20 protein-coding genes are annotated in these 24,067 nt (G+C 38.2%); 8 read left to right on the top strand and 12 right to left on the bottom strand.

Annotation, left to right across the window (positions count from 1 at the left end; translation table 11 throughout):
* Positions 1-4 precede the first annotated feature (4 nt).
* The 8 genes from CUJ83_RS14130 (at position 5) to CUJ83_RS14095 (ending at position 9,992) form a co-directional block, all read left to right on the top strand.
* Complete coding sequence (locus tag CUJ83_RS14130; protein ID WP_230743003.1) at positions 5-1,087, top strand: glycosyltransferase; 1,083 nt, start codon at positions 5-7, stop codon at positions 1,085-1,087.
* 1 nt (position 1,088) lies between these two features.
* Entirely contained in the window at positions 1,089-2,126 is a 1,038-nt protein-coding gene (locus CUJ83_RS14125) for a glycosyltransferase family 4 protein (RefSeq protein ID WP_230743001.1), read from the top strand.
* Between the two features lie 4 nt (positions 2,127-2,130).
* Entirely contained in the window at positions 2,131-3,315 is a 1,185-nt protein-coding gene (locus tag CUJ83_RS14120; RefSeq protein ID WP_230742999.1) for a glycosyltransferase family 4 protein, read from the top strand.
* 80 nt (positions 3,316-3,395) lie between these two features.
* Positions 3,396-4,127 (top strand): ABC transporter permease, encoded by a 732-nt coding sequence (locus tag CUJ83_RS14115; protein WP_230742998.1) that lies wholly within the window; start codon positions 3,396-3,398, stop codon positions 4,125-4,127.
* 8 nt (positions 4,128-4,135) lie between these two features.
* Positions 4,136-5,503 carry an ABC transporter ATP-binding protein gene (locus CUJ83_RS14110; protein WP_230742996.1) on the top strand — a complete coding sequence of 456 codons (1,368 nt, stop codon included), beginning with the start codon at positions 4,136-4,138 and terminating at the stop codon, positions 5,501-5,503.
* A complete protein-coding gene (locus tag CUJ83_RS14105) occupies positions 5,504-6,673 on the top strand; it encodes a class I SAM-dependent methyltransferase (protein WP_230742995.1) in 1,170 nt (389 codons plus the stop codon).
* Positions 6,674-6,727: 54 nt separating this feature from the next.
* Positions 6,728-8,980 carry a glycosyltransferase family 4 protein gene (locus tag CUJ83_RS14100; RefSeq protein WP_230742994.1) on the top strand — a complete coding sequence of 751 codons (2,253 nt, stop codon included), beginning with the start codon at positions 6,728-6,730 and terminating at the stop codon, positions 8,978-8,980.
* Position 8,981: 1 nt separating this feature from the next.
* The gene (locus CUJ83_RS14095) at positions 8,982-9,992 is read left to right on the top strand and encodes a glycosyltransferase (protein WP_230742992.1); all 1,011 of its coding nucleotides are present in this window, start codon (positions 8,982-8,984) and stop codon (positions 9,990-9,992) included.
* Positions 9,993-10,262: 270 nt separating this feature from the next.
* Here the strand turns inward: CUJ83_RS14095 and CUJ83_RS14090 are convergent, their stop codons facing one another.
* The 12 genes from CUJ83_RS14090 to CUJ83_RS14035 all read right to left on the bottom strand — a co-directional run bounded on the left by CUJ83_RS14090 (position 10,263) and on the right by CUJ83_RS14035 (position 23,872).
* On the bottom strand, positions 10,263-12,047 hold the full coding sequence (locus CUJ83_RS14090) for an ArnT family glycosyltransferase (RefSeq protein WP_230742990.1): 1,785 nt from the start codon (positions 12,045-12,047) through the stop codon (positions 10,263-10,265).
* A gap of 9 nt (positions 12,048-12,056) precedes the next feature.
* Positions 12,057-12,644: a class I SAM-dependent methyltransferase gene (locus CUJ83_RS14085; protein ID WP_230742988.1), complete on the bottom strand. Its 588-nt coding sequence runs from the start codon at positions 12,642-12,644 to the stop codon at positions 12,057-12,059.
* Entirely contained in the window at positions 12,631-13,542 is a 912-nt protein-coding gene (locus tag CUJ83_RS14080) for a lysylphosphatidylglycerol synthase transmembrane domain-containing protein (RefSeq protein ID WP_230742987.1), read from the bottom strand. Before CUJ83_RS14080 ends, CUJ83_RS14085 begins: the two co-directional genes overlap by 14 nt.
* Positions 13,543-13,544: 2 nt before the next feature.
* Complete coding sequence (locus tag CUJ83_RS14075) at positions 13,545-14,462, bottom strand: glycosyltransferase family 2 protein (RefSeq protein WP_230742985.1); 918 nt, start codon at positions 14,460-14,462, stop codon at positions 13,545-13,547.
* Between the two features lie 171 nt (positions 14,463-14,633).
* Positions 14,634-16,163 (bottom strand): glycosyltransferase family 39 protein, encoded by a 1,530-nt coding sequence (locus CUJ83_RS14070; protein WP_230742983.1) that lies wholly within the window; start codon positions 16,161-16,163, stop codon positions 14,634-14,636.
* A gap of 189 nt (positions 16,164-16,352) precedes the next feature.
* Positions 16,353-17,282, bottom strand: a complete 930-nt coding sequence (locus CUJ83_RS14065) for an NAD-dependent epimerase/dehydratase family protein (protein WP_230742981.1) — start codon at positions 17,280-17,282, stop codon at positions 16,353-16,355.
* A 35-nt stretch (positions 17,283-17,317) separates the two neighbouring features.
* Positions 17,318-18,301: a GDP-mannose 4,6-dehydratase gene (gene gmd / locus CUJ83_RS14060; protein WP_230742980.1), complete on the bottom strand. Its 984-nt coding sequence runs from the start codon at positions 18,299-18,301 to the stop codon at positions 17,318-17,320.
* Positions 18,302-18,366: 65 nt separating this feature from the next.
* Positions 18,367-20,103, bottom strand: coding sequence for an ArnT family glycosyltransferase (locus CUJ83_RS14055; RefSeq protein WP_230742979.1), 1,737 nt, complete (start codon positions 20,101-20,103; stop codon positions 18,367-18,369).
* Between the two features lie 93 nt (positions 20,104-20,196).
* Positions 20,197-20,892, bottom strand: coding sequence for a dolichyl-phosphate beta-glucosyltransferase (locus tag CUJ83_RS14050; protein ID WP_230742977.1), 696 nt, complete (start codon positions 20,890-20,892; stop codon positions 20,197-20,199).
* Positions 20,893-20,960: 68 nt separating this feature from the next.
* The gene (locus CUJ83_RS14045; protein ID WP_230742975.1) at positions 20,961-22,091 is read right to left on the bottom strand and encodes a glycosyltransferase family 4 protein; all 1,131 of its coding nucleotides are present in this window, start codon (positions 22,089-22,091) and stop codon (positions 20,961-20,963) included.
* Positions 22,092-22,105: 14 nt separating this feature from the next.
* Complete coding sequence (locus tag CUJ83_RS14040; RefSeq protein WP_230742973.1) at positions 22,106-23,077, bottom strand: glycosyltransferase; 972 nt, start codon at positions 23,075-23,077, stop codon at positions 22,106-22,108.
* A 600-nt stretch (positions 23,078-23,677) separates the two neighbouring features.
* Positions 23,678-23,872, bottom strand: coding sequence for a hypothetical protein (locus CUJ83_RS14035; RefSeq protein ID WP_230742972.1), 195 nt, complete (start codon positions 23,870-23,872; stop codon positions 23,678-23,680).
* Between the last annotated feature and the right edge of the window lie 195 nt (positions 23,873-24,067).

Below are 24,067 nucleotides of genomic sequence, written 5' to 3'. Positions count from 1 at the left end.
ATATATGAGGGTCGCTATATTTCATGACTACTTCAGCTTTATCGGCGGGGGAGAAAAAGTAGTACTCACCCTCGCAAGGCATCTGGGAGCGGATATAATCACCACCGACCTGAACCGCGAGCTAATATCCCGCATGGGCTATGATGACGTAAGTATCATCAGCCTGGGAAGCCTGGCGGCGGTGCCTCCTATAAAGCAGGTCCAGGCCACTTTAAAATTCTCCACGTGTAACTTCACCGGAAAATATGACTTTTACATATTCAGCGGGAACTGGGCGCATCATGCCTCACGCAACCACCGGCCAAACCTTATCTACTGCTATACGCCGGTCAGGGTATTTTACGATCTTAAAGATGACTTTCTTAGTTCTCAAAAAAACCCGCTTGCGAGGATGGCCGCGTCAGTATGGGTTAAAATTCACACTCACTTTAACAAAAGGTCCATGGACCGGATTGACACTATCGTATCCATTAGTGACAACGTCGCCAGGCGGGTAAAAAAATATCTTGGAAAGGACAGCACGGTGATATATCCGCCATGTGACACGTCCCGGTTCCTGTATGCGGGAGATGACGGTTACTGGCTTTCAGTGAACCGCCTGTATCCGGAAAAACGACTTGAGGTCCAGATAAACGCTTTCGCCCGCATGCCCGAAGAGCGGCTCATAATGATAGGCAATAGCGGCAAGGGAGATCATTCCGTCACATACGCTAAAAGGATCCGCGAGAGCCTGCCTCCTAACGTTACTATAATCAGCGACATCCCCGAAGACGACCTTATAAACTATTACGGCAGATGTAGGGGCTTCATCACAACGTCGCTGGACGAGGACTTTGGCATGACGGCCATCGAGGCCATGGCAAGCGGAAAGCCTGTGATCGCGGTTCGCGAAGGCGGATATCTTGAGACGGTTGCAGATGGAAAGACTGGCATGCTCATAGACTGTAAAGAAGATGACATCATAAAGGCCGTAAAAAAGATCGCATCTGACCCGGCATCCTTCAGGGAAGCATGCGTGGAGCAGAGTAAGAAGTTTGACGTTAAACGATTTTTATCGGGCATGGACTCGATTATCGGGAGATCCTGAGATGGAGACCTTAAAATTTTGCGTTGCTACATATAAGATGTTAAAAGGTAATGGCATTGGCGTAGCAGTAGCCCTGTTCGCTCAGGAACTGGCGCGATACCACAATGTCACACTGGCAACGGTCTCCGCCGATATTTCGATACCGGGGATCACTATACAAAAATATCCTGCTAATAACCCCTTAAAAATGAAACAGACCGCCAGTGATATCCAGAGCCAAAAATTTGACTTTATATCCACCCACTTCCCGCCATTCGATAGGGTGGCTTCCATGACGGATATTCCGCATCTGCTTCATGATCCGGGTATACCGCCACTTTCGCTGCAATTAAAACCATACGATCTTGGTTTTTGGTCCGCGGTAAATCTCTCCCGCCTGCTCTCTGCCCGGAAAGCGTCCGTAGTGCTTCCGATCTCAGATTACATGGGAAATGAGTTCAGAAAGAAATACAATTATAGCGGCAAAATGCAAGTGCTGCCTTACGGCTTGAAGTTCCCCGACGATATTAAAGCACCCGTAGATGACCAATTCGGCAAATATGTCCTGTATGTGGGCAGACATACGCCGTATAAGGGCGTTCATACGCTGATAGAGATATTCGGTGAAGTGAAAAAAGAGCTCGGGGATGATGTTCACCTCGTTACTATCGGCAATTATCAGGGTAATTACGGCGGAAGACTGAGATCTCTTGCCGACCGGATCGGCAACGTCCATTTGCTGGGGTATGTAGAGGATATTTGGCCTTACTATGCCGGCGCCTCAGTATATGCCACCTGCTCGGGATGGGAAGGCCAGGACCTGCCCGTGATCGAGGCACAGTACATGGGAAAGCCTGTCGTGTCATTTAATAATTGCTCGCACCCCGAGGTAGTCAGGCATGGAATGCTTGCCCGGGACAGAAATGAGTTCAAGGAAGCTCTCGTGAATTATTTATCGTCCGATCATACTGAGATGTCCTATAGAAAGAAGATGCTGGAGAACTATTCTATAGAACAGACCGTAAAGAACTTTATAGAGATAGCAAGAGGCGTGGTGTGATCCGATGGGAAGAAAAAGGATAGCTATAGTGGTCCAGAGGTATGGCAAAGAAGTGCTCGGGGGATCGGAGTCTCTCGCAAGGGACATAGCTATGTGCCTGTCGGATGATTTTGATGTTGAAGTACTGACGACATGCGCTTTAGAGTATTCTACATGGGCAAATCATTTTCCCGAAGGGGAAAGCGTTGAAGATGGCATTAATATAAGGCGGTTTAAAAATGACCGGCAGCGGAGTATATTTTTCAAGCCCTGGAACGTACTGCTGCGAAATGTTCCGCATACATTAGGAATGGAAAAGCTGTGGATGAGCATGATGGGCCCATACTCTTCCCGCTTGATAAAACATGTCGCCGATAACCGTGATGTCTATGACCTTTTCATATTCGTGACATACATGTATGCCACTACTTACTATTGCCTGCCGCTTGTAAAAGATAAATCGATACTTGTGCCAACGGCCCATGATGAGCCTTATATCCGGTATAGTGTGTACAGGGATATTTTCAACTCCAGCCGGAAGCTTGTCTATCTTACACATGAAGAAAAAGCCTTTGTAGATCAGCTTTTTAACCTAGGCACGGAAAAAGGCGATGTGATCGGCGCTCCTGTAAAATTACCAGAAGTATCTGCGGAAGATTTCCGGGTAAAGTACGGGATAAGGGGGGACTTTATTCTTTATCTCGGCAGGATCGAAGCGATGAAAGGCTTGAACGTATTGATCGACTATTTCCAGGATTATGTCTATCAGCGCAAGTCAGACCTAAAGCTCGTCCTGTGCGGTAAAGGTCCGATGAAGATCACTGAAAAGGACAATGTCATCTCTCTGGGCTTCATCTCAGACGAGGATAAGAGCGGTGCAATAAAGGCGGCGAGCGCTGTGGTAAATCCTTCTCTCTACGAGAGCTTTTCATACTCTGTGCTCGAGTCGATGCTGTGCGGAACTCCCGTGATCGCTAACGGCCAGTGCGAAGTGCTAAAAGGTCATTGCGATAGGAGCGGCGCAGGCGTAAGCTACGGCTCATATGAAGAGTTCGCAAATGCGATAGATGCAGTCCTAAATAATGAAGAGGCCAGGAAAAAGATGAGCGTTTGCGGCATCGCCTATGTAGGGGACAATTACTCGCCGGATGCCGTCAGGAAAAAATATATATCGACTATCGACGGTCTTATGAGTATCAGGCTATCATAGTTCAAATAATTTAATCGCTTAAATAATAGAAAGGTATCACAATGTCCAATCTGTGGGAATATCGGGGCTTAATAAAAAAGATGGCCGTTACGGACCTGAAATTAAGATATAAGAACTCCGTGCTCGGCATCGTCTGGTCCCTGTTACAGCCTTTGCTGATGCTGCTTGTATTGTACATAGTGTTCAGCAGCATTTTTGCGAACAGGTCTATTGACCACTATCCGCTTTTTCTGCTGCTTGGTATCATATCATGGGGATTCATGGATAAGGCTACGAACATGAGCCTGGGCAGCATCGTCGGAAAGCCTAATCTTGTCAAAAAGATCTATTTCCCCAGAGAGGTCCTGGTAATAAGTGCATGTCTTACCGCGCTTATGATGACCGCACTGGAATTTGTAGTATTCGGGGCGTTCATGATCGTCTTCGGATTATTGCCAACGTTGACGGCGATCCTGTTCCCGGCAGTTATGGCTGTAGAGTTTATATTCGTCCTTGGCATTTCACTGGGGATCGCTTCGCTGAACGTAAGGTACAGGGACGTGCAATGGATATGGGGAGTCGTGATGCAGGCAGGTTTCTTCCTGACCCCTATCATATATTCGCTGAGCATGCTTCAAGGAGTTCCTTTTGTGGAACTATTAAAGTATAATCCGATGGGCGTAATAATGGAAATGCTAAGGGGCGTTTTAATATATGATGCGTTGCCGGTCGCTCAAAATGTGGCTTACATTATATCCATATCATTATTAGCGTTGGCGTTCGGCTGGATAGTATTTAGTAAATTAGAGCCAAAATTTGCAGAAGAAGTATAGGGGATACTATGCTTGAGGTACAAGAATTAAATATTAAAAAAGTAAAGCCAGAAGATAAGCCGGCTATTATAGTTAATAATGTCACAAAGGAGTTTATAATACCTCATGAGAGAAGGACGACGCTATTTGAGAATATAAAAGGCTTTTTTAGTCCTTCGACATATGAAAAATTCATTGCATTAAATGATGTCAGCTTTACTGTAGAGAAAGGGGACTCTATAGGTATAATTGGGGATAATGGTAGTGGAAAAAGCACATTGCTTAAGATAATTTCCGGCATATTACGACCGACAAAAGGAAGTGTTGAGGTTAATGGTAAAATAACGCCTTTTTTAGAACTCGGTGTAGGATTTCAGCCTGATCTTACTGCTAAAGAAAATATTGAAGTTTATAGTACTATAATGGGGCTTTCGAAAAAAGAGATCAACAGAAATATGGATTATGTGCTGGAATTTGCAGGATTAACTAAATTCAAAGATACAAAGTTGAAGAACTTTTCATCCGGAATGCAGGTGAGATTGGCATTCGCTACAGCAATACAAGTAAAACCCGAAATATTGCTAGTAGATGAAGTACTAGCAGTTGGTGACATGGAATTTCAACAAAAATGTCTTGACATCTTCAGGGAATATAGAAATGAAGGAATTACTATGCTTTTTGTATCACATGACCTTAATGCAGTAAGAAGGTTTTGTGATAAGACTATATTATTAAGGAATAGCGAAGTTGTAGCTTTTGGAAAAACCGCAGATGTAATTGATAGATACGTATATAGGGTGGATTCAAAACAAGATGATATTTTTATAAGTACAATTGAAAATAATGAACATCAAGAAGTTATCCTAAATAAACCAAGTAATGAATCTAAAACGACCGGATCTGAAGAGTCAATAGAAGATTCAATTGATTTTGTTGAAAAATATCGATCTATGGCTAACTTCAGATGGGGCAATAAAAAAATAGAAATATTGGACATAAAATTTTTAGATAAAAATGGGAACGAGGGCGATTCATTTTTCTCCGGGGATCCAATGACAATAATTGGCAGATTTACATCTAAAGAACTTGTATCCGAACCAATATTCGGATTTGAAATATTTGATGAGAGAGGGAATCAATGTTTCGGTTCTAACACTAAATTTAAGAATATTAAAATTGACTCAATAAACGGTGATGGTGAGATAAGGATATTAATTAAAGAATTACCATTATTACAGGGAAAATATTTTGTATCTGTATCATGCCAATCTAAAGATTATAAAATTACGTATGATTGGCATAGTAAAAAGTACTTTTTCAATGTTATCAATAATTCTGATGATATAGGTTTTATTAGGATTAATTTTGATTATGAGATTGAGCAAGGAGGACATTAAATGGGTGATAATTCAGGTAATAAAAAACAAATCGGCCAATCTCTGGATTCAATTTTGTTGAGTAATACACTTATTAAAAGTAATGATATTGACGTTGAGTCAATTATGGCTGATATAAATAATAAATTAGTGCAAAACAGAATAAATAAGTTTGTTGATGATAATGAAATAAAGTTTATTGATAATTCCTTAGGGACTAAAGTTAATCTCTTCGATATAGATTTATCCATATTAAATTATAACAAGGATATAAATAATTATAATTATTCTATAACATCGCATAGAAAAGTCCTAGGACCTGTGATTGTTAAAGGTCGACAAATGGTAAATGATGAAGTTAGGAGATACATCGATCCGATAATAGAAAAACAAAATAACTTTAATTATGAAATCATCAGGATTCTTATGGCCATTAATGGGCATATATCTACATTAAAGTCAAGTGATATCTGCGAAAGATTAAATAAATTAGAATCTGGTCATTTTGAAGATCGTATTTCGTCATTCGAGTCTAGTGATTTAATGGGTAGGATTCAGATACTAGAAGAAAAAATGTGTAACATTAATGAACCGGAAATGACTAATTGGTCTAAATTTTATAATAAAAATATCACTGAAGATGACTTAAAGGGAATTATTGAACATCATATGGAGTTCGTTGAACTGATTAAACATTTTTCATGTATGAGCGCTGGCGATAATGTTCCCAAGCTTATAGAGATTGGCCTTGGTACAGCCTCATTCTCAATATATTTTTCTAGGTATGCATATAGTTGTATAGGGATTGATAATGACCCATTAATAGTAAAAAGAGCTATAGAAACTTCTAAAAAGTTAGGTGGCTTTGCAAAATTCGTTATGATCGATGCGTTTGATCTGGATATTTTTAAAGAAGAACAATTTGACATCGCTTTTTCACAAGGTACTATGGAGCATTTTGATAATAATTCTTTGATAGAGCTATTATCAAAACAATTAACTATCGCTAAATATGTTGCATTCTCTGTACCTTCAGTACATTGGCCATATAGGGAATATGGTAACGAGAGAAAAATGACTGTTGAAGAATGGGAAACAATCCTAAAGGATGCAGGTTTTAGAATTCTTCATCTTGATTATTATAAAGAAAAATTACATATTGGATGCATTATAACCAAAGAAAGAAGTTGATATAAATATTATATATTGCAATTATTTATAAAAATAAAAATTGAGTTGGGCGTCATGATGAATATCGCTGTAGTTACACCTCAATCAGTAAAAGGCGAAAGAGGCGGTGCAGAGGGATTATATGATGGGCTTATTAAAGCTTTAATAACTAAAGGTCACAATGTCAATCATGTAAAAGTTCTTGTTGATGAATCTACATTTGAATCAATTGTACAGGCATATTGTTATTGTTATTACTTAGACCTAGATGATTATGATGTGGTTATTTCTACCAAGGCTCCGACTTACATGGTTCGTCATAGGAATCATATTTCTTACCTACTTCATACAATAAGAGTCTTTTATGATATGTTTGATGAAATATCTCTAGGATTGGATAAAATAAAACAACGTGAATTAATATATGCATTTGATAAATATGGTCTCGATCCATCCAGAATAAAGAAGCATTGCACAATAGGTCATACAGTAGAAGAGCGACTTAGAAATGCCGATCAGTTCTGGAATAATATTGACTTTAAATTAATTTATCCGGATACCTTATTATCTGGATTTAGCGAACCAAAAAAAGGCGAATTTATCTTCTTGCCAGGGAGGCTTCATAGGTGGAAGCGGATTGATCTCGTTATTAAATCTATGAAATATGTTAAAAATGGTGTCAAATTACTCCTAGCAGGAAAAGGTGAGGACGAAAAAAATTTAAAAAAGTTAACTCGTGATCTCGGATTAGAGAATCGAATTGAATTTTTGGGGCCAGTTTCAGATAATGAACTAATTGATCTGTACTCTCGTTCTATTGTCATACCATTTGTAACCAAGAAAGAAGATTTTGGGTATATTACTATTGAAGCTTTTAGAGCAAAGAAACCTGTTATTACTTGCCATGACTCTGGAGAGCCAACTTATATAGTAAAGGATGGTGTAAGTGGTTTTATTGTTGAACCCGACCCAATAAAAATTGCCGAAAAAATAAATTTTTTTATTGAAAATCCTGACGAAGCAGCTAATATGGGCATCAATGGATATGATGCAGTACGTCATATCACTTGGGACAATGTAACTAATGATATGCTTGATGGTATTAATATAGATCCCAGTGAAAGAACTCCCAAAATAAATACCTTAGTACTTGATATGCAACCTATAGAGCCAGCTATAGGTGGCGGTAGACTGAGATTAAAAGGCCTATATTCAAATTTTCCACGAAATTTTCAAGTTACTTATATAGGTTCATATGATTGGTCAGGAGAACAACATCGCGAAATCAAGATATCGGATAACCTAAATGAAATCGATGTACCATTTTCTAAGACACATTTTGATATTAATTCATATTTGAATAAATTGGTCCCTCAAAATGTTACCATTGATGTATTATCACCTTTTCTTATTTTTGCTTCAGATGAATATGTTAATCGTGTAAAAAAAGAATTAATAAAAAATGAAGTTATTATTGTCAGTCATCCATGGATATATTCAGTAATCTATGATGATATAAAAGATAAATTACTCATATATGATAGTCATAATTATGAGTATGGGCTCAGGGAACAATTATTTCCTAAAAACGGATTTGGAAAATGTATAGTTGAATATGTTCGTTTTGTGGAAAGCAATCTATGTAAGCAGGCAGATATTATTTTAGCGTGTTCGGATGAAGATAAGGCTAAGTTCGTTTTAAATTATGGTGTAGATCCCGAAAAAATTTTTATATTGCCAAATGGTACGTTTGTCAAGGATTATGATATTAACATTGAAAAAAACAAGCTAAAGAATGAACTTGGAATCGATAACTTTGCAGCGATTTTTGTAGGCAGTAATTACGCACCAAATGTTGATGCAGCAGAATTTATTATAAAAACACTTGCTCAGGAATGTGGTGATATACAATTTATCATAGTAGGCGGAGTGTCAGATTGTGTGGATAAAACTTCTATTCCCTCTAATGTCTTGATAACAGGGCTAGTGAGTAATGATGATTTAAAAAAATATATGCTTGCATCTGATATAGCATTAAATCCTATGGTGAGAGGATCAGGAATTAATATTAAAATGCTTGACTATTTTGCAGCAGGTCTTCCCGTAATCACAACGAAAATAGGGGCAAGAGGATTGTATAATAAAAATAATTATATAGAGAGTGAATTAAGCGATTTCCGTAAATACATTAAATTGTTTTTAGACGATAAAAATATTCTTACTGAAATGTCAAAATGTGCAAGAAATACTGCGGAAAGTGAATATGACTGGAATAAATTGTCTATTAATCTCGGTAATTTGATAGGTAAATCTCTCAGGGGGAAATAAATTGAGATACTTAATGGTATCTACATATCCACCCAAAAAATGTGGTATAGGTAAATATGCTTACCAGATGGTTCAAAATATAAAAAAAGATGGCGAATTGGTCGATATTATTTCATTGAACAAGGCCGAAGATGGTTTATACATGGACCTTAAAGGCGGACGAAAACTCCTTGGTTTGAGTAAATATATTAATAATTGTGATAAAACAATAATACAATATCATGAATCTTTCTATCATGATTCAAGTAAAAATCTAATAAGTAACATTTTAACATATCTTTCATTTTATTATTTATTTATAAGGTATGGACGTAAGATTGAAGTTATAGCACACGAAATCTCCTATGATAAAAAAGGTTTCTATAAATTTTTAGAATGTTTGAAATGGGGGCTTTGTCCCAATATTTTATTCCATACTCAAAAAGAAATTGATACTTTTATAAGTCATTATTTTAAATTACAAGACGGAAAATACCATTTAATTGACCATTCTAAATATTTTATAAAATATACAAATTTATCAAAATCTGAGTGTAGGAACAAATTTGGCTTACCAAGTGATAAAATAATTTTTTTATGTATCGGGTTTATTCAAGAGCATAAAGGTTTTGATGTAGCAGCAAATTGCTTTAAAAAACTAGAAAATAATAATCTACTTCTATATATTGTGGGATCCGTAAGGATAAAAGAAGAACCTTATCTTAGATATTGGTATAAATTAAAAAATATTGTAGAATCGTCAAATAATGTTAAATTAGTTGATTCATTTGTTAGTGATAAAGAGTTTGATGAATGGATTAATGCTTCGGATATAATTTTAATTCCGTATAAGGAGATATGGAGCTCTAGTGTTTTAGCCAGAGCAAAATTGTATAATAAACCGGTTATATGCAGAAATGTTGGGGGATTAGAAGAGCAATTAAATTCTAATGATATTACTTTCAACACTGATAATGAATTAATGTTAATACTAACAGAATTTGAAAAATCAATATTGAATAAAATTATATGATTTTGGGGTTTCTGTTTCCAATATATTCTAAAAGTTTGATCCATTAGGTACTTTTAATAATAATTTAAATTTTCTTTTAGATAATGATACCGAATTTTATTATCTTTTTTATTGGGATTGGTATGAAAATTTTATTGTCTAATAAAATTAAAAGAATGATTACTGGTAATATTAAAAACGATATAAAAATAAGATAATTATTTAAAATAACTTAATAACTTGTATGTTAGATTTACTTTTCTCATTAAAAAATATTTAAAATAAATATTTTTAACCATCTATATAAATATTTTGAATGTAAAAACATAAATATCTATTATCATTACTTTTTAGTTCTGGTATATCACATGGACGTTGGCTTTTATCAGGACAATAAAATATAATTTTATTTACACCTTTATCAATATGTATTGGTATAGTAATTTTCTCATAATTTTTAATATTATCATTGAATACTATTTGATTATTAATGAATACTATCAATGATTTGTTTGTTCGAAATGGTTTTACATTAAAAGTTATATTAGTTTCTTCAATATTTTTAGATATATAAATGAAAGTTGCATTTTCAGTAATCCATCTGGTAGGTGTTTCCCCCCACATTTCAAGATCATGCACTCCTATGTCGGCTATGATTCTATTATATAGTTCCTCTTCATACAAATTTACTTTAGAATGTTTTTGATAAATATTGTCAGATCTATAAAATTCATTAATTTTTACAGAATTTTCGAACGACAGTGGACTTTCGCTAATAATTTTTGTAATTTGCGTTTCATCTGTTAATTTTACATTTGAAACGTACATTTTAGTAGTAAAATTTGGTAAGTAATATTGAAAATGCCTATAAGAATCTCTGGCAATTATAATGGTATCATTATGATTATAATTTTCTTCAATATATGTAGCAGCTTGTACTGGTGCAGGAGCAATATGGGATATACTTGATACAATCGATATCGATTGTATCAACATTATTACTATGCATACACACACAATTGAATAATATATTATCTTTAATTTTTTATTTGAAAATTTATCACCAATATATTTTATAGAATATGAAATTATAATTGATAATGGTACAAAAATTGGTAGTAAATATCTTGTTATGTATAATGTATAAAGCGAAATAATAAAAAACACTCCAATTAATAACCATATAAATAATATTGTTAATGGCTTATTGATATTTTTTAAATTTACTTTTCCCATTTTTTCGATTATTAGTAAACATATTGCTATAGTAGTTAAAATTATAAAAAATATTATTATTTGTGTCCATCCATCTAACATTAGGTTTATAAATTTTTCAAATTGTACAAATGTATAATTAAATCTATCTACAGCATCAATCTGTGATCTTGTAAGAGTTAGGTATTCTATTACTCCCCCATTCAATATCGATGCTGGAATAAACCATGTAATGCATCCAAATATAAATAAAATAATTGAATAGATATTTGATGAAAGATTTTTTTTCCAATATTGAATAATACTAAATAATATGATTATCAATATAAATATTTGAGGTCGTATTCCTATTGTAAAGCCTATTAAATAAGAACCTAATAAAAGAAATTTCTCTCGATTTAAACCTATATATAACAAATAAATTGATACTATCAATAAACTCATTGATACAATATCATTCATAGCAACTACACTGAAAATAAAATGGGCTGGTGTACATGATAATATAGCAGCTGATAATATTCCTATTTCATATCCAAAAAATTCTTTCGCTAATAAATATGTAAAAACAACTGATATTGAGCCAAATAATGCACTCATTAATGTTAATGTTAGTGTATCATTTTGAAAAATTATATAAAATAATTGGGCTAAAAATATATAAGCTGGATAACCTGGTGGATGTGGTTGATGTTCTTTAATATTAAAATCATGGATCCCTAATGCAAATTGAATACTATCCCAATCATCTAAATAATGTGATATAAATATAATTCTTAATATAAATGGTATTAAAAATAATGCTAACACTAATATTACTTCATATGTATGGGAATCAAATTTTTTGATATTAATCTTCATTTTATCTCCCTAATATTCCCTCTTTTTACATAAAACTAGTGTCCAAGGAAAGGGCCTTTTTAATATAATAATCTCAAAATGTCTCTCTAACATTTTTAAAAATTTTTTTGATGTCCATCCTTGAATGTGTTCTTTATCATTCCCTAACCTAATAATATTTTTTCCTCTAAACAAATTCATTATTCTAAAATAGGGTTCATTTGGTACGCTTAATAAACAATATTTTCGAGATATTCTTTTTATTTCACATAGCGCGGAGTCTGGGTCTTCTAAGTGTTCAAGTACTTCTAAAGCCATAATCAAATCAAAACTTTCATCTTTGAAAGGTAATTTATAAATACTTGACCTACAAAAATTTGTATTTTTATTAATTTTACGAGCAAATATCAATGCATTATTAGAAATATCAATACCCGTAGAATTTTTTAGATTTAAATATTGTGTTACAAATCCTTCTCCACATCCTACGTCTAATGCATTATTTACATTCAATGTTTCTAACGTAGTTTTTATTTCATTTAAGAATTTTGAAATAACCATGGACACAAGTGGATTGTTGCTCATATATTTTTTATAATTTCCTCTATTTAGATTCATTCTCATTCTTCCTTTTCCTTATTGTGAAAACTGACCCCCCAAGACCTGGTATCAGGCAAGTAATAACATATAATATCAAAGATGCAGAAAAGCCATAAGCCGGCTCTTCATTAAGTAACGAAAAGATCAACACGCTTACAAATTCCCTTATACCTAATCCCGATACAGTGATAGGAATATTCCCCATGATAATAATTATCGGAAGAGACAGTGCAAGCATCTCATTTAGGGCAGGGTTCAATGATTTAATGATCAGCCAGAATATAAACATATTGACCATGTAGTAACAAAACGTTAACAACAAAACGTAATATAGCGCTTTTTTATTTTTTATTATCCTGTTAAACGTAACGAAATAATTTTCTTTATGGTCGTCGTTGATCTTGAATAATTTAAAGATCATTGTTACAATCCTCTTATTCGTTACAATAAAGATAGCACTGATGAAAAGGACTATCATCAGAATGATCAGATTTATTAGCTCATTGTTATTAAATAAGGCCAGTATCAGGACTATACTTAACAGTAATAGTGTCACAATATCCGTTATTCTGTCAACTAATATTGTTGGTATGGTCTGCGATTTCTTTTGTTGGAGATAGAACGACCGCGTGAACTCCCCGACCTTTGCCGGCGTGATAACCCCATAGAACGTACCTATTAGATATATTTTAAAAGCTTCCAGGAAGCCTATCTTGATGTCAATACTGTCTAATAATATTAGCCATTTTTTCGTCTTTATAATATATAACAATATTATAAATGGTATCGTGAGCAATAAAAGCTTAAAATCCATCTTCAAAACTGTATTAATGATCGTGTTTATATCCAGCCTTACTAAAAGGAAGATAATAAAAAATAATGTCACCAATATGGCCAGAAGACTTTTTCGCTTCATCATCATTCCTTTTTAATGATCCAGTTATTGTTATCCTTTGAGTTTACGAATAGTTCACCTATCAATCCCATAGCAATCAATTGTATGCCGGTGATTATCAGTAAAACCGATAAGTTCAATAATGGTCTGTCCCCTATTTTTACTTCGTTGAACCACAAATATATTAAGTAACATCCGACAAGAAACCCGGACCCGCTCAGTAATACGCCAATACTCCCGAAAAGGTGCAATGGTCTTTGTATATATGTTATCAGGAATTTTACGGTAATCAGGTCCAAAAATCCTTTTAATAGCCTGTTTGCACCATATTTAGATTTTCCGTGCACTCTTGGATGATGTTCTACTTTTATCTCACCAACCGTATAGCCTTTCCATTGGGCTATCGCCGGGATATATCGATGAAGTTCGCCATACAGTTTAATATCTTTTACAACATATCCCCTGTAGGCTTTAAATCCACAATTAAAATCGTGAATGTTGACATTCGTCAGGACCCTTGTCAAAATATTAAAGATCTTTGATGGTATCGTTTTTGTGAACGGGTCTTTTCTCCTATATTTCCATCCGGATACCATATCAAATTCTTTTAATCCTTCCAAAAATTTCGCGATCTCTTTTGGGTCATCCTGCAGGTCCCCGTCCATCGTTATTACTATGTTACTCCGAGCATACTTAAATCCACATGACAGGGCTGCAGCTTTTCCAAAATTACGCTGAAACCTGATGATCCTGACATTATCATCCTTGATCTCTTTTAGTTTATTGTAAGTGTTATCCCTTGAACCGTCATCGATAAAAAGCACTTCAAACGGTTGATTCAATGAGTATAATACTGAGCTTAACTGCCCATAAAGCTCGGTAATATTGTCTTCTTCATTGTAAACAGGTATTATTACCGATATATATGGGTTGTCCGTCATTTATAGTTCCCTTCTGTTATGGGCCATTCCGTTCATTTATTTTAATGCATCTAATGGTTTAATGTAATTTTTTTGGATAGCAAGGCTATCTATTTCATTTGACATTAACTTTTCGTGTCTCAAAAACATAATAGATGATCGATTATTTCTCTCGCATAATACCGGATATTATCATGCTTTATATATCCAGCAATATTCTATGCCGTTTATCATTATGACCTTCTCAGGCTCCTTATCCTTATACAGGTCCCATATCTCTTTATTCCAGTCGCGCTGGACTGCTGAGACGTAGAAGACCAGGTAATCAACATAATAAACACGGCCCATATAACAGATCTTTTCGCTCATATTTTTCGAATGGCCGTTAAAGTATTCTCGGAACCCGGGATACTGGTCCGCTACTAAAAGATCCGTTGCATTCGGCTTTTCATTAAGGTACTTAGCAGCCAGATCTCCGCCTTCTCCCCATCCGACAACAAGCATATTCGTGGCATTCGACGGGCCTCCGAACGCAAGCGGATTGAAGTATGATAAACAATATGGGTGCAGCGATATCAGGGTAGTTGCCTGAATAAGCGCTATGGCCAGAAGTAGTATTGATAATACTGTTTTCTTATTGATCCTCTCTTTAATATTTATCCCGTTAAAGCTAAAATTCGGCGATCTTTCATATACTGTATTCGCGAATGAGCAAAGCCCGATAGATGCCAGGATTCCTAATGCGGGGAAAACCGGCAATATGTACCTGTCGAATTTCTTATCGCCCAGCGTCATTTGTACGATAAACAATAGTATAAATGAAACGATCAGTATCATTACTTTTTCGTTGTCTGAGACACCTCTTTTATGAATGTTCATTCCCAGATAGAATAATGACAGGAAAGCGGAAAATAAAATTATCGGGGTTGCTCTCATTAGAATGGCTACAGGATAAAAACTGGCATCATAATTGCCGTCTGAGATCTCTCCCATATAAAATCCTGATCCATGAGGTGTTGTAGCAGCCCATTCGACACCGCCGAAGACATATTGAAGCGTCTCCAGGGGCGCGACCCACATCGACGGCCAGAGGATCACGTATGTAAGTACGATGATGATGCCTAATGACAATAATATCTTAATCCAGTTTGAGATATTTTCTTTACTTAACACATTCTTATGTTCCGGACCTAAAATATCCAATAAGTACCATGTTATTATCGCAAATATGATAAAAGGCAATAAAAATATTGCAGATAATTTTGTCAATAATGCAAGTCCCGTAAAAATCCCGGTAGAATAAAGATAAATTTTCCTGTCGTTGTACTTTAAATAAGCTATCAACGACAGCACTGACAATATCATAAAAGTGCTTACAAGGGCGTCTAGCTGGACTACTCTCGAATGTGCGACGAGAAAAGGCTCCAGTGCAAGCAAGACGGCACATACGAACGCTATCTCTGTATTAAATATCTTTTTTAACAGGTAATATGCGATGACAATGCCGATCGTGGTCGCAAGCGCGACGGGAATGCTGGCGAAGAACAATTTTTCTGAAAATTCCATAGCTTCATTATAAAATAATTGTAATGACGTGCCTGACAGCCACATTAAAGTCACGCCGGGATGAACGGACTGATATGTTCCAGTAAGGTTCTGGTCCATCAATGCCGATATAAATGAAGGGGAACGCTCCAGCCAAAATCTTTCATCGGAGGTCAATGTTGTGCCAAGCGATAAAGCACGCGGAATAAAAGCTGTTAAAAATATCAATACTGGTGCAATAATATTTAAAATCGGATGGCTGTTTTTATCGATTTGAATTTTTCTTAAATCCAAGTATGTTCTCCCCCTACAAGAAATTTTTTAATAAAACATGATATTTAATAAGCTTAAAGCTTGGATCTATTGTCAAAATATTTCCCGGTTTTTATTTATACACTGTGTCAGGCCTTCATCAAAACCGATCTCAGGATACCATCCTAATCCATTTAGTTTTTCAATGTTCGCGCACATTCTCGGGATCTCGACCTTTCCGCCCCTGATCCTGCTCTCATCGCTCTTGATGGGGATAGAACTGTCTATCAGGTCCCTTATTTTTTCGACGACATTGGATATCCTTATCTCATTCCCCGAACCGATATTGAATATTCCTGAGCCTTTTTCTGCAATTGCCAGGAACCCTCCGACACAATCCTTAACGAACAAAAAGTCTCTCGTAGGCTCGGTATTTCCCACTTTTATCTCTTTATTCCTCAATGCCTGTGCAATAACCCCCGGTATCAGGAAGCTCTCATCCTGGCCCGGCCCGAATACGTTAAACGGCCTTATTATCGCATAGTCCAGCCCGTAAGCATTCCCGTATGCCTGGACTATGTTCTCCGATGCTATCTTGCTGGCGGCATATGGCTCTCTCGGGTTCAGAGGATGAGACTCATCGACAGGCAGGTATTTCGGCGGCCCGTAAACGTGGGCGCTGCTTATGTAAACGAACTTGACATTCCCGGATAATCGGGCTTCTTCCAGAAGATTTACCGTGCCAAAAGTGTTAGTATTAAAGGTCAAAAGCGGGTTTTGTATGGACTTTGGGACATTTGATATCGCCGCAAGATGATAAACGACGTCAATATCTTCGCAAACATCCTTTATGGATCCCCTGTCAGTAATGTCGCCGGTCACCCACCTGATATTCCTGTCAGAGGGATCAGGGCTGCTCATTGTCAACCCGGTTACGTTCGCGCCTTTTTCCAAAAGCGCATCGACCAGATACCTGCCTATGAACCCGCTGGCACCGGTTATAAGGACGTTCTTACCTGCCCACGTCATATTGATCCCGCTCAAAGTATCATATCAGAGCACGACTTTTCCGATATTGCTTACTTTTTCATGCTCCTTATGTTCCTTTCGACGAGCTCTATGTCGCTTTTCACCATCATCCTGGCGAGTTCCTTAAACGAGACCTTCGGCTCCCATCCCAGGGCCTTTCTTGCCTTCGTCGAATCTCCCAGTAGCAGTTCAACTTCTGCCGGCCTCATGAACCGCGGGTCGACCTTGACGTATTTCTCCCAGTCAAGTCCTGCCGCCTCGAAAGCGATCTCACAGAACTCCCTCACCGTGTGAGTCTCTCCAGTGGCCACGACATAGTCGTCAGGCTTTTCCTGCTGCAGCATCAGCCACATGGCCTCGACATAGTCCCCGGCGAATCCCCAGTCTCTCTTGGCGTCGAGGTTGCCTAGCTTTAATTCATCCTGCAGGCCGTGATAGATCCTTGCGACTCCGTCCGATATCTTCCTGGTCACGAACTCGATGCCTCTTCGGGGTGACTCATGGTTGAATAATATTCCGCTGCAGGCGAACATGTCGAAGCTTTCACGATAATTGACCGTTATCCAGTGGCCGTATAATTTTGCCACTGCGTACGGGCTTCTCGGATAGAACGGGGTTTTTTCGGTCTGGGGTGTCTCCTGCACCTTGCCGTACATTTCGCTCGATGATGCCTGATAAAATTTAGCGTCAAGCTCGTTGATCTTAATGGCCTCCAGCAGCCTTGTCACGCCAAGCGCGGTGACGTCGCCCGTATACAACGGCTGGGACCATGAAGAGCCCACGAATGACTGTGCGGCCAGGTTATATATCTCGTCGGGCTCGCACTCTTTCATGACATGGATAAGCGAGCTCTGGTCGCACATATCCCCTATTACGATATTGATCTTATCGAGGATGTGATCTATCCTTGAAGTGCTCACGTTGCTCGTCCTTCTGACAAGCCCGTAGACCTCGTAGTTTTTCTTTAGTAATAACTCGGCCAGATAAGAACCGTCCTGGCCGGTGATACCTGTGATAAGCGCACGTTTACTCATCCAAATCACTCTATTACATTATTTAATATATTATAAACACTTTGTATCAAAATATAATAATTAAATTATAATGCCTGCATGGCGGGCAGGCCGGGTACAATGTTTTCTTCCGTCATCGGTATCATCAAGATTTTTCCGTCACTGCTTATTGAAAGCCTGTATATCCAGTATTTTCCATCCTTATACTCCGGCTGAATATCTGTAATAGCGATCGTATCATACCCGTATTTATTTAAGACCGTACTTACATTTTTACTCCCGACAATGATCTTTATCATGTTATCATTTTCATAGGAGAATAATCTCAGTCTTGTCTCGTTCATTTCAGAACCGGATACTAACAGCATTTCGGACGTGTTGGTTATAAAAAAGCCATCGGTGGCATATTCGGCATTATTGTCCAGCCTGTAGATACTGCCGTCAAATCCGTTAAACTCATATGATGGTATCCACAATTTGTCTAACTGGCTATATTCTATTGGGAAATACCGGTACGGGAACTTATCTATATGGTCCGCGAACTGGTCCGGCCCCTTATTGGGGTGCATCAGTATGGGCGAAAGCGTGATCAATGCCAGCACTATGAATATCGCGATCTTTTTAATGTCGACCTTTCCGATCAGCAATAAAAATATCGGATATATGTAGAAATACCTGTTCCCGATATTACAGGCGCCGCCCATGTAATTATTACCCAGAACGGTCGTGAACATTAAAATGTACAGGGCGATACATGAAAATACGACCGGTTTACCATCGTCTTTTACTTTTTCATCTTTCCTTTCTTTAAAGGATAATAAAAATGCCAGCATTGCAAAGACGGCAAGAGGATAATACCATAATATGCCGGAAAATTTCCCGAAAAGATAATAAAAAACATTGTACGGAATGATAGTAATATCATTAAGGTTTAACATAATGTCCTTTTTATCGGAGCTAATGCTAAAATACGGGATCCCCGCCTCGTTCTGGCTATCGTACCCGTTTACGAACGGGTATTCTGTCATGTAGTTGTATCTGTCTCCTCCGTAAAATGACAGCGTGCCTGCATTCATATGGAAATAACCGTAAAATACGAGAACCGGGATAAGCGCCATTAGCACTATGATCGCCGAGTTTTTTAATCTTCTATTGTATAGCTCGTAGGATATTATCGGTATAAATAAGGCTGCATTAGGTGCCTTTGCCACAACTGCCAGCCCGAGGAAGAGCGATGCGGCTCCCAGCCACCTTATGTCCTTTTTATCATGATATACTGTCCAGAGGAACATTCCCGTCATGATAAGGAACATGTTGTAAATATCCGCATGTATCCAGAACATATAGATAAGAACGACTGAAAGGGCGAAGAACAACAATGATACTATGATCGATAAGATGCTGCCGTTATTTTTTCTAAGATGGAAGTACCCGAATAGTATCATGGAAAATATCATCAGCGCATTGAACAGTAATATGCCGTTGTTACCAAGGAACATATAAAACGGCGATGCAAAAAGAGCATATGAGAAATCTTTTCCATAAAAATAATCTCCGCTGCCAGTTTTTATAAGGAAAAGGTTCTGAGGAAGGATGTCGAACTGAACATCTAAAGCCCTTATAATGTCTTTTTCCTGATATTGTATGTCAAGGTCGTTCACTATACTCTGCATCTGCATATAATAAGTAGAACCGTCACCTACCAGGCGGACCTGTGTCGTTAAGGCTAAATAGAAAAGGATAATGGCCGCTGCCAGAATTATCAGGAGCGAGATCTTTTTTTCATTTCCCCTGATCAATCCTAATGGATCCATACCGGCCAACAATGCTCACCCTCAAATGATATTGAATTCTCTTTTTGTGATCAAATCTTTAAATTTATCGAGATGTTTTGGGTGATGTTAATCCCCTGATCTCTAATTTTTTTTATAGATCCCGAGCCTGACTTTCATCAGGTTCACGAACATTGACGGTATGTACTTAAAACTGAACTTGCTGCCTTTGTCGTCTTTCCATATGACGGGCACTTCGACTATGTCACATCCATTACTTTTTATCCGCCATAAAAGCTCGACGTCAAACTCAAACCCTTTGCATACCATTTTTGGTATTACGGGCTCAAGACATTCTTTCTTAAATATCTTACCGCCGCATTGAGAATCTCTTATCTTAAGGCCGAAGATGGCCCTTGACAGCATAAAATTGAACGCCTCGCTCGCGAATCTTCTTATAAGGTACTGGCTCTCGACAATGATGGACTCTTTGGACTTCCTGTCCGCGATCACGCAGCCGGCACCAGTCCTGTCCATTTCCTCGATCAGCTTTATAAACTGGTCTACTTTAAGCGAATTGTCTGCGTCCGTATATCCTAAAACATCGCCGCCGGCAGCTTTGAAGCCTTCAAGGACGCCTCCTCCTTTTCCGAGCCTGTCGGCGAACTCCAGTACTTTCGCGTACCCGGACGCTATTTCGGCTGTCCTGTCCTTACTGCCGTCGCATACGACAATTAATTCATATTCCCTGCCCGACGCTTTCAAGCCTTCGATATAATCCGTTAATGTCTTTTCTATCCTTGATTCCTCATTATATGCAGGGATAATGACACTGATCATTTTATTATCTCCGTCAGGCTGTTTATCAAGCTAAGGTTTTTGTTTATATATTAATTTTCTCTCTTTATCTAGAATTCCCTATATGTCTTCAATAGCTTCGATGCCAGCATGTCCCAGTCATAGTCCTTTACCGATACTACACATTTTTCGGACATGGTCTTTCGCCTGTTTTCGTCCTTTAACAATTGTAATATTCCATCGCAGATACTATTATAGTCCAGGTCGACAATCAGCCCTGTAACTCCATCCTCGATCAATTCGGTCGCATAATTCTTTTTTCCCCTGACCGTTATCACCGGGGTGCCGCAGGCGAGCGCTTCAAGAGTGGTGATGCTGAAGCCCTCCCTGGTCGACGGCAGCACGAATACGCGGGATGACTTTATCGAAGCTATCAGGCTCGATTCTTCCAGCCTGCCGGCAAACTTCACGTTATCCTGAAGATCCAGCTCTACTGTCATGTCCTGAAGAAGGTCTTTTTCAGGGCCGTCGCCGATTATAAGTGCTTTAAGGTCCGGGATGGTCTCTTTTGCGACAGAGCATGCACCGAGCAGATCGCGGACATGCTTGTCTTTTATAAGCCGTCCGGCAAAAACAACGTCGTGCCCATCATTCGAAGGGCTGATGTCCTTGATCGATTTGTATGATATCCCGTTCGGCACGGTGATCACTTTATTCTCGCTTATGCCGGAAGCGATAAGGTCTGACGCTGTCTTTTTCGATACAGATATTATGCGGTCAGGCAGAAGTGAAGTTATTTTCTCAACAGTCTTACCGAAAAAGCCGGCAAACCCCATATACTCATACCAGTAATCACCCCAGAGCTCGTGCCACGTCACAAAAAACTTTCCGCCTTTTATCACTGATGCCAGCTTACAGGAGAATATGGAAAAATAGGGATGCTGATTACAGTCAATGACGTCGAACTTTTCTTTCAATAAGGGAATAACGAGGGAAGCGCCGAACAGCACCGCTTCGAATATCGACCTGCGGTCACCGGCATACAGGCTTCGTGCCCTGGAGACGCCGTGATATGTCACGCCGTCCTTTACCATGACAGAAGGGCCTTCCCACCATTTTGCGCTAAATACGTGTACTTCGTTGCCGCTTGCCGCAAGACGCCTTGACATCTCGTATATGCGTTTTTCCGCGCCGCCCTTGACATAAGGGTATACTACGTCCGTGACAAAGGCGATCCTCATTATCCGACACTATCCTAATGCCTTGACCTGAGCGCTACCAGGATGATGTCCGCCAGAAGTCCGAAAAAGACTATCTGCAATCCTGCTATGATAAGAAACGCTGATAACACTGTCGAGGCCAGTCTTGTCACGAGTCCTGTGGTAAGCCATTCGTACACTACGGAAGAACCCAGTATCGTGCCCAGGACGATCAATAACGCCCCGGCCGGTAAAAATATAGTAAGCGGGTTATAATCTCTGACCATCCTGATCACCAGGCCCAGTATCTGGGAACCATCCTTATATGCCTTTAACTTAGGATCTCCGATGCGCTGCCTGTACCTTATCGGGACCTCGACCACCTTCAAAGATTTTTTCATTGAGTCGATGATCATTTCGCTCGCGAACGGCATTCCTTCGGATGTTACCTCCAGCACGTGCATAGAGCTAGCCCTGATGGCCCGGAACCCCGTCTGCGAATCTTTCAACCTTAACCTGTACAGTAAATTTATGGAGCCTGTGATTATCTTATTACCGAGCCTGTTACGGCCGGTCATGGCGCCTTCTTCGATACGCGCGAACCTGTTCCCCAGGACGATGTCCGCCGACCCTTTGGTTATCGGCTCCAGTAATAACGGGATCTCAAAAGGATCATAGGTGTAGTCCCCGTCCATCATCACTACAATGTCAGAATCAAGCGATACTTGCCTGAAACCCGTGATGTATGCGTCCCCGTAGCCAACGCTTTCCTGATGGACAACTATGGCTCCAGCCTTCAACGCCCGTCTTGCAGTATCGTCCTCCGACTTATCTACGACGATTATCTCGACTTCAAAGTGTTTTAACCCCTGCCTTGTTTCTTCTATTACTCTGCCTATGGCAGGCTCGTTCATTGTGGGGATGACGACCGAGACTTTTATCGGCCTGTCTGCTCTTTTTTCCTCGCCGATGTTCTCCTGTCTTTTATAGCTCGGTATCGTAGTGACGCCTGAGAGACTTTGCCGCATAAATATCTTCCTTTGAGTATCACAATGTATTAGCTTGAATAATTTTGTTAGACCTTTGGTTCCAATAAGCTTTACCATATATAATATAAAAGCATTTTCCGATGGGGGGGCCATAAGCCAGTAATTTTCATAATCAGGAATATTATCTTTCAGCATGTCGCTTCATTTGTCATGCCGCTGCAGATAAGGAATATAATCCGACTCCGTTCTATAAGTTTATGATCATTGATAATAGATGATCCGGCATATTTCTGTCTCGATGACTTAACCACGACTCAAAGATACGACGATCTCGACGTTTCTTTTTAAAAAAGAGATGATCTCTTTGAGATATCCTTTGACTTTGAGATGAAATTATCTCATATCAGGGTACATCATTAAATATCACGATCTTATGCCATTTTAACAGATAATGGTAATATAAACTAAAACCAAGGACACTCTGCAAAAAGTCATTAGTTTACATGATCTTTAGTCTATTTTATGGTAAAATTAGGGGAAAAATATTCGTATTTTATTTTATAAAGATCTATAAAAATATGGACAGGCCCCTCTACGCCCGGAAACAATATCGGGACAATATTTAAAATTAAGTGGATCTTATATCGCAAGCGCGCTTTTTGCGTTGCTGGATACGTTTATTATCTGGAACTTATTCCCGCAATCTTTACACTGGTAGCTTGTACGCGATTCATTGCCGTCCGTGAACATTACAATGAATGACTTCAACGCGCTGTCAGTTTTTATACGTTCAACGTTTGAACCGTTGCAGGAGGGGCAGTTTATCTCGCTCATATAATTTACATATTTAATCATGTGTATATAACGCCTTTGTGATATAAGACAGCGCGTAACACGTGTCATGCGACACCATGTGGCATAGTTTCGCTTTATGCGAAAACCAATTTTTTCCTTAATATTTACAAATTTTTTTATTGAAAATACATTTTAGAAAGTCAAATTTACTGCTAATTTCAAGAAAATAATTAC

Origin of the sequence: Methanooceanicella nereidis, from assembly GCF_021023085.1 — an archaeon.
In the GTDB taxonomy this organism is placed as follows: Archaea; Halobacteriota; Methanocellia; order Methanocellales; family Methanocellaceae; genus Methanooceanicella; species Methanooceanicella nereidis.
Note: the sequence above shows the minus strand (reverse complement) of the source record. Positions and strands in the feature narration are given on the sequence as shown.

Bases quoted from the DNA above. Each gene is read 5' to 3' on its own strand.
- CUJ83_RS14130 (WP_230743003.1), top strand. From the start codon at position 5: ATGAGGGTCGCTATATTTCATGACTACTTCAGCTTTATCGGCGGGGGA.
- CUJ83_RS14075 (WP_230742985.1), bottom strand. From the start codon at position 14,462: ATGACGGACAACCCATATATATCGGTAATAATACCTGTTTACAATGAA.
- CUJ83_RS14040 (WP_230742973.1), bottom strand. From the start codon at position 23,077: ATGCGGCAAAGTCTCTCAGGCGTCACTACGATACCGAGCTATAAAAGA.
- CUJ83_RS14045 (WP_230742975.1), bottom strand. From the start codon at position 22,091: ATGAGGATCGCCTTTGTCACGGACGTAGTATACCCTTATGTCAAGGGC.
- CUJ83_RS14115 (WP_230742998.1), top strand. From the start codon at position 3,396: ATGGCCGTTACGGACCTGAAATTAAGATATAAGAACTCCGTGCTCGGC.
- CUJ83_RS14100 (WP_230742994.1), top strand. From the start codon at position 6,728: ATGATGAATATCGCTGTAGTTACACCTCAATCAGTAAAAGGCGAAAGA.
- CUJ83_RS14080 (WP_230742987.1), bottom strand. From the start codon at position 13,542: ATGAAGCGAAAAAGTCTTCTGGCCATATTGGTGACATTATTTTTTATT.
- CUJ83_RS14110 (WP_230742996.1), top strand. From the start codon at position 4,136: ATGCTTGAGGTACAAGAATTAAATATTAAAAAAGTAAAGCCAGAAGAT.
- CUJ83_RS14125 (WP_230743001.1), top strand. From the start codon at position 1,089: ATGGAGACCTTAAAATTTTGCGTTGCTACATATAAGATGTTAAAAGGT.
- CUJ83_RS14090 (WP_230742990.1), bottom strand. From the start codon at position 12,047: ATGAAGATTAATATCAAAAAATTTGATTCCCATACATATGAAGTAATA.
- CUJ83_RS14105 (WP_230742995.1), top strand. From the start codon at position 5,504: ATGGGTGATAATTCAGGTAATAAAAAACAAATCGGCCAATCTCTGGAT.
- CUJ83_RS14085 (WP_230742988.1), bottom strand. From the start codon at position 12,644: ATGAATCTAAATAGAGGAAATTATAAAAAATATATGAGCAACAATCCA.
- CUJ83_RS14120 (WP_230742999.1), top strand. From the start codon at position 2,131: ATGGGAAGAAAAAGGATAGCTATAGTGGTCCAGAGGTATGGCAAAGAA.
- CUJ83_RS14035 (WP_230742972.1), bottom strand. From the start codon at position 23,872: ATGAGCGAGATAAACTGCCCCTCCTGCAACGGTTCAAACGTTGAACGT.
- gmd (WP_230742980.1), bottom strand. From the start codon at position 18,301: ATGAGTAAACGTGCGCTTATCACAGGTATCACCGGCCAGGACGGTTCT.
- CUJ83_RS14050 (WP_230742977.1), bottom strand. From the start codon at position 20,892: ATGATCAGTGTCATTATCCCTGCATATAATGAGGAATCAAGGATAGAA.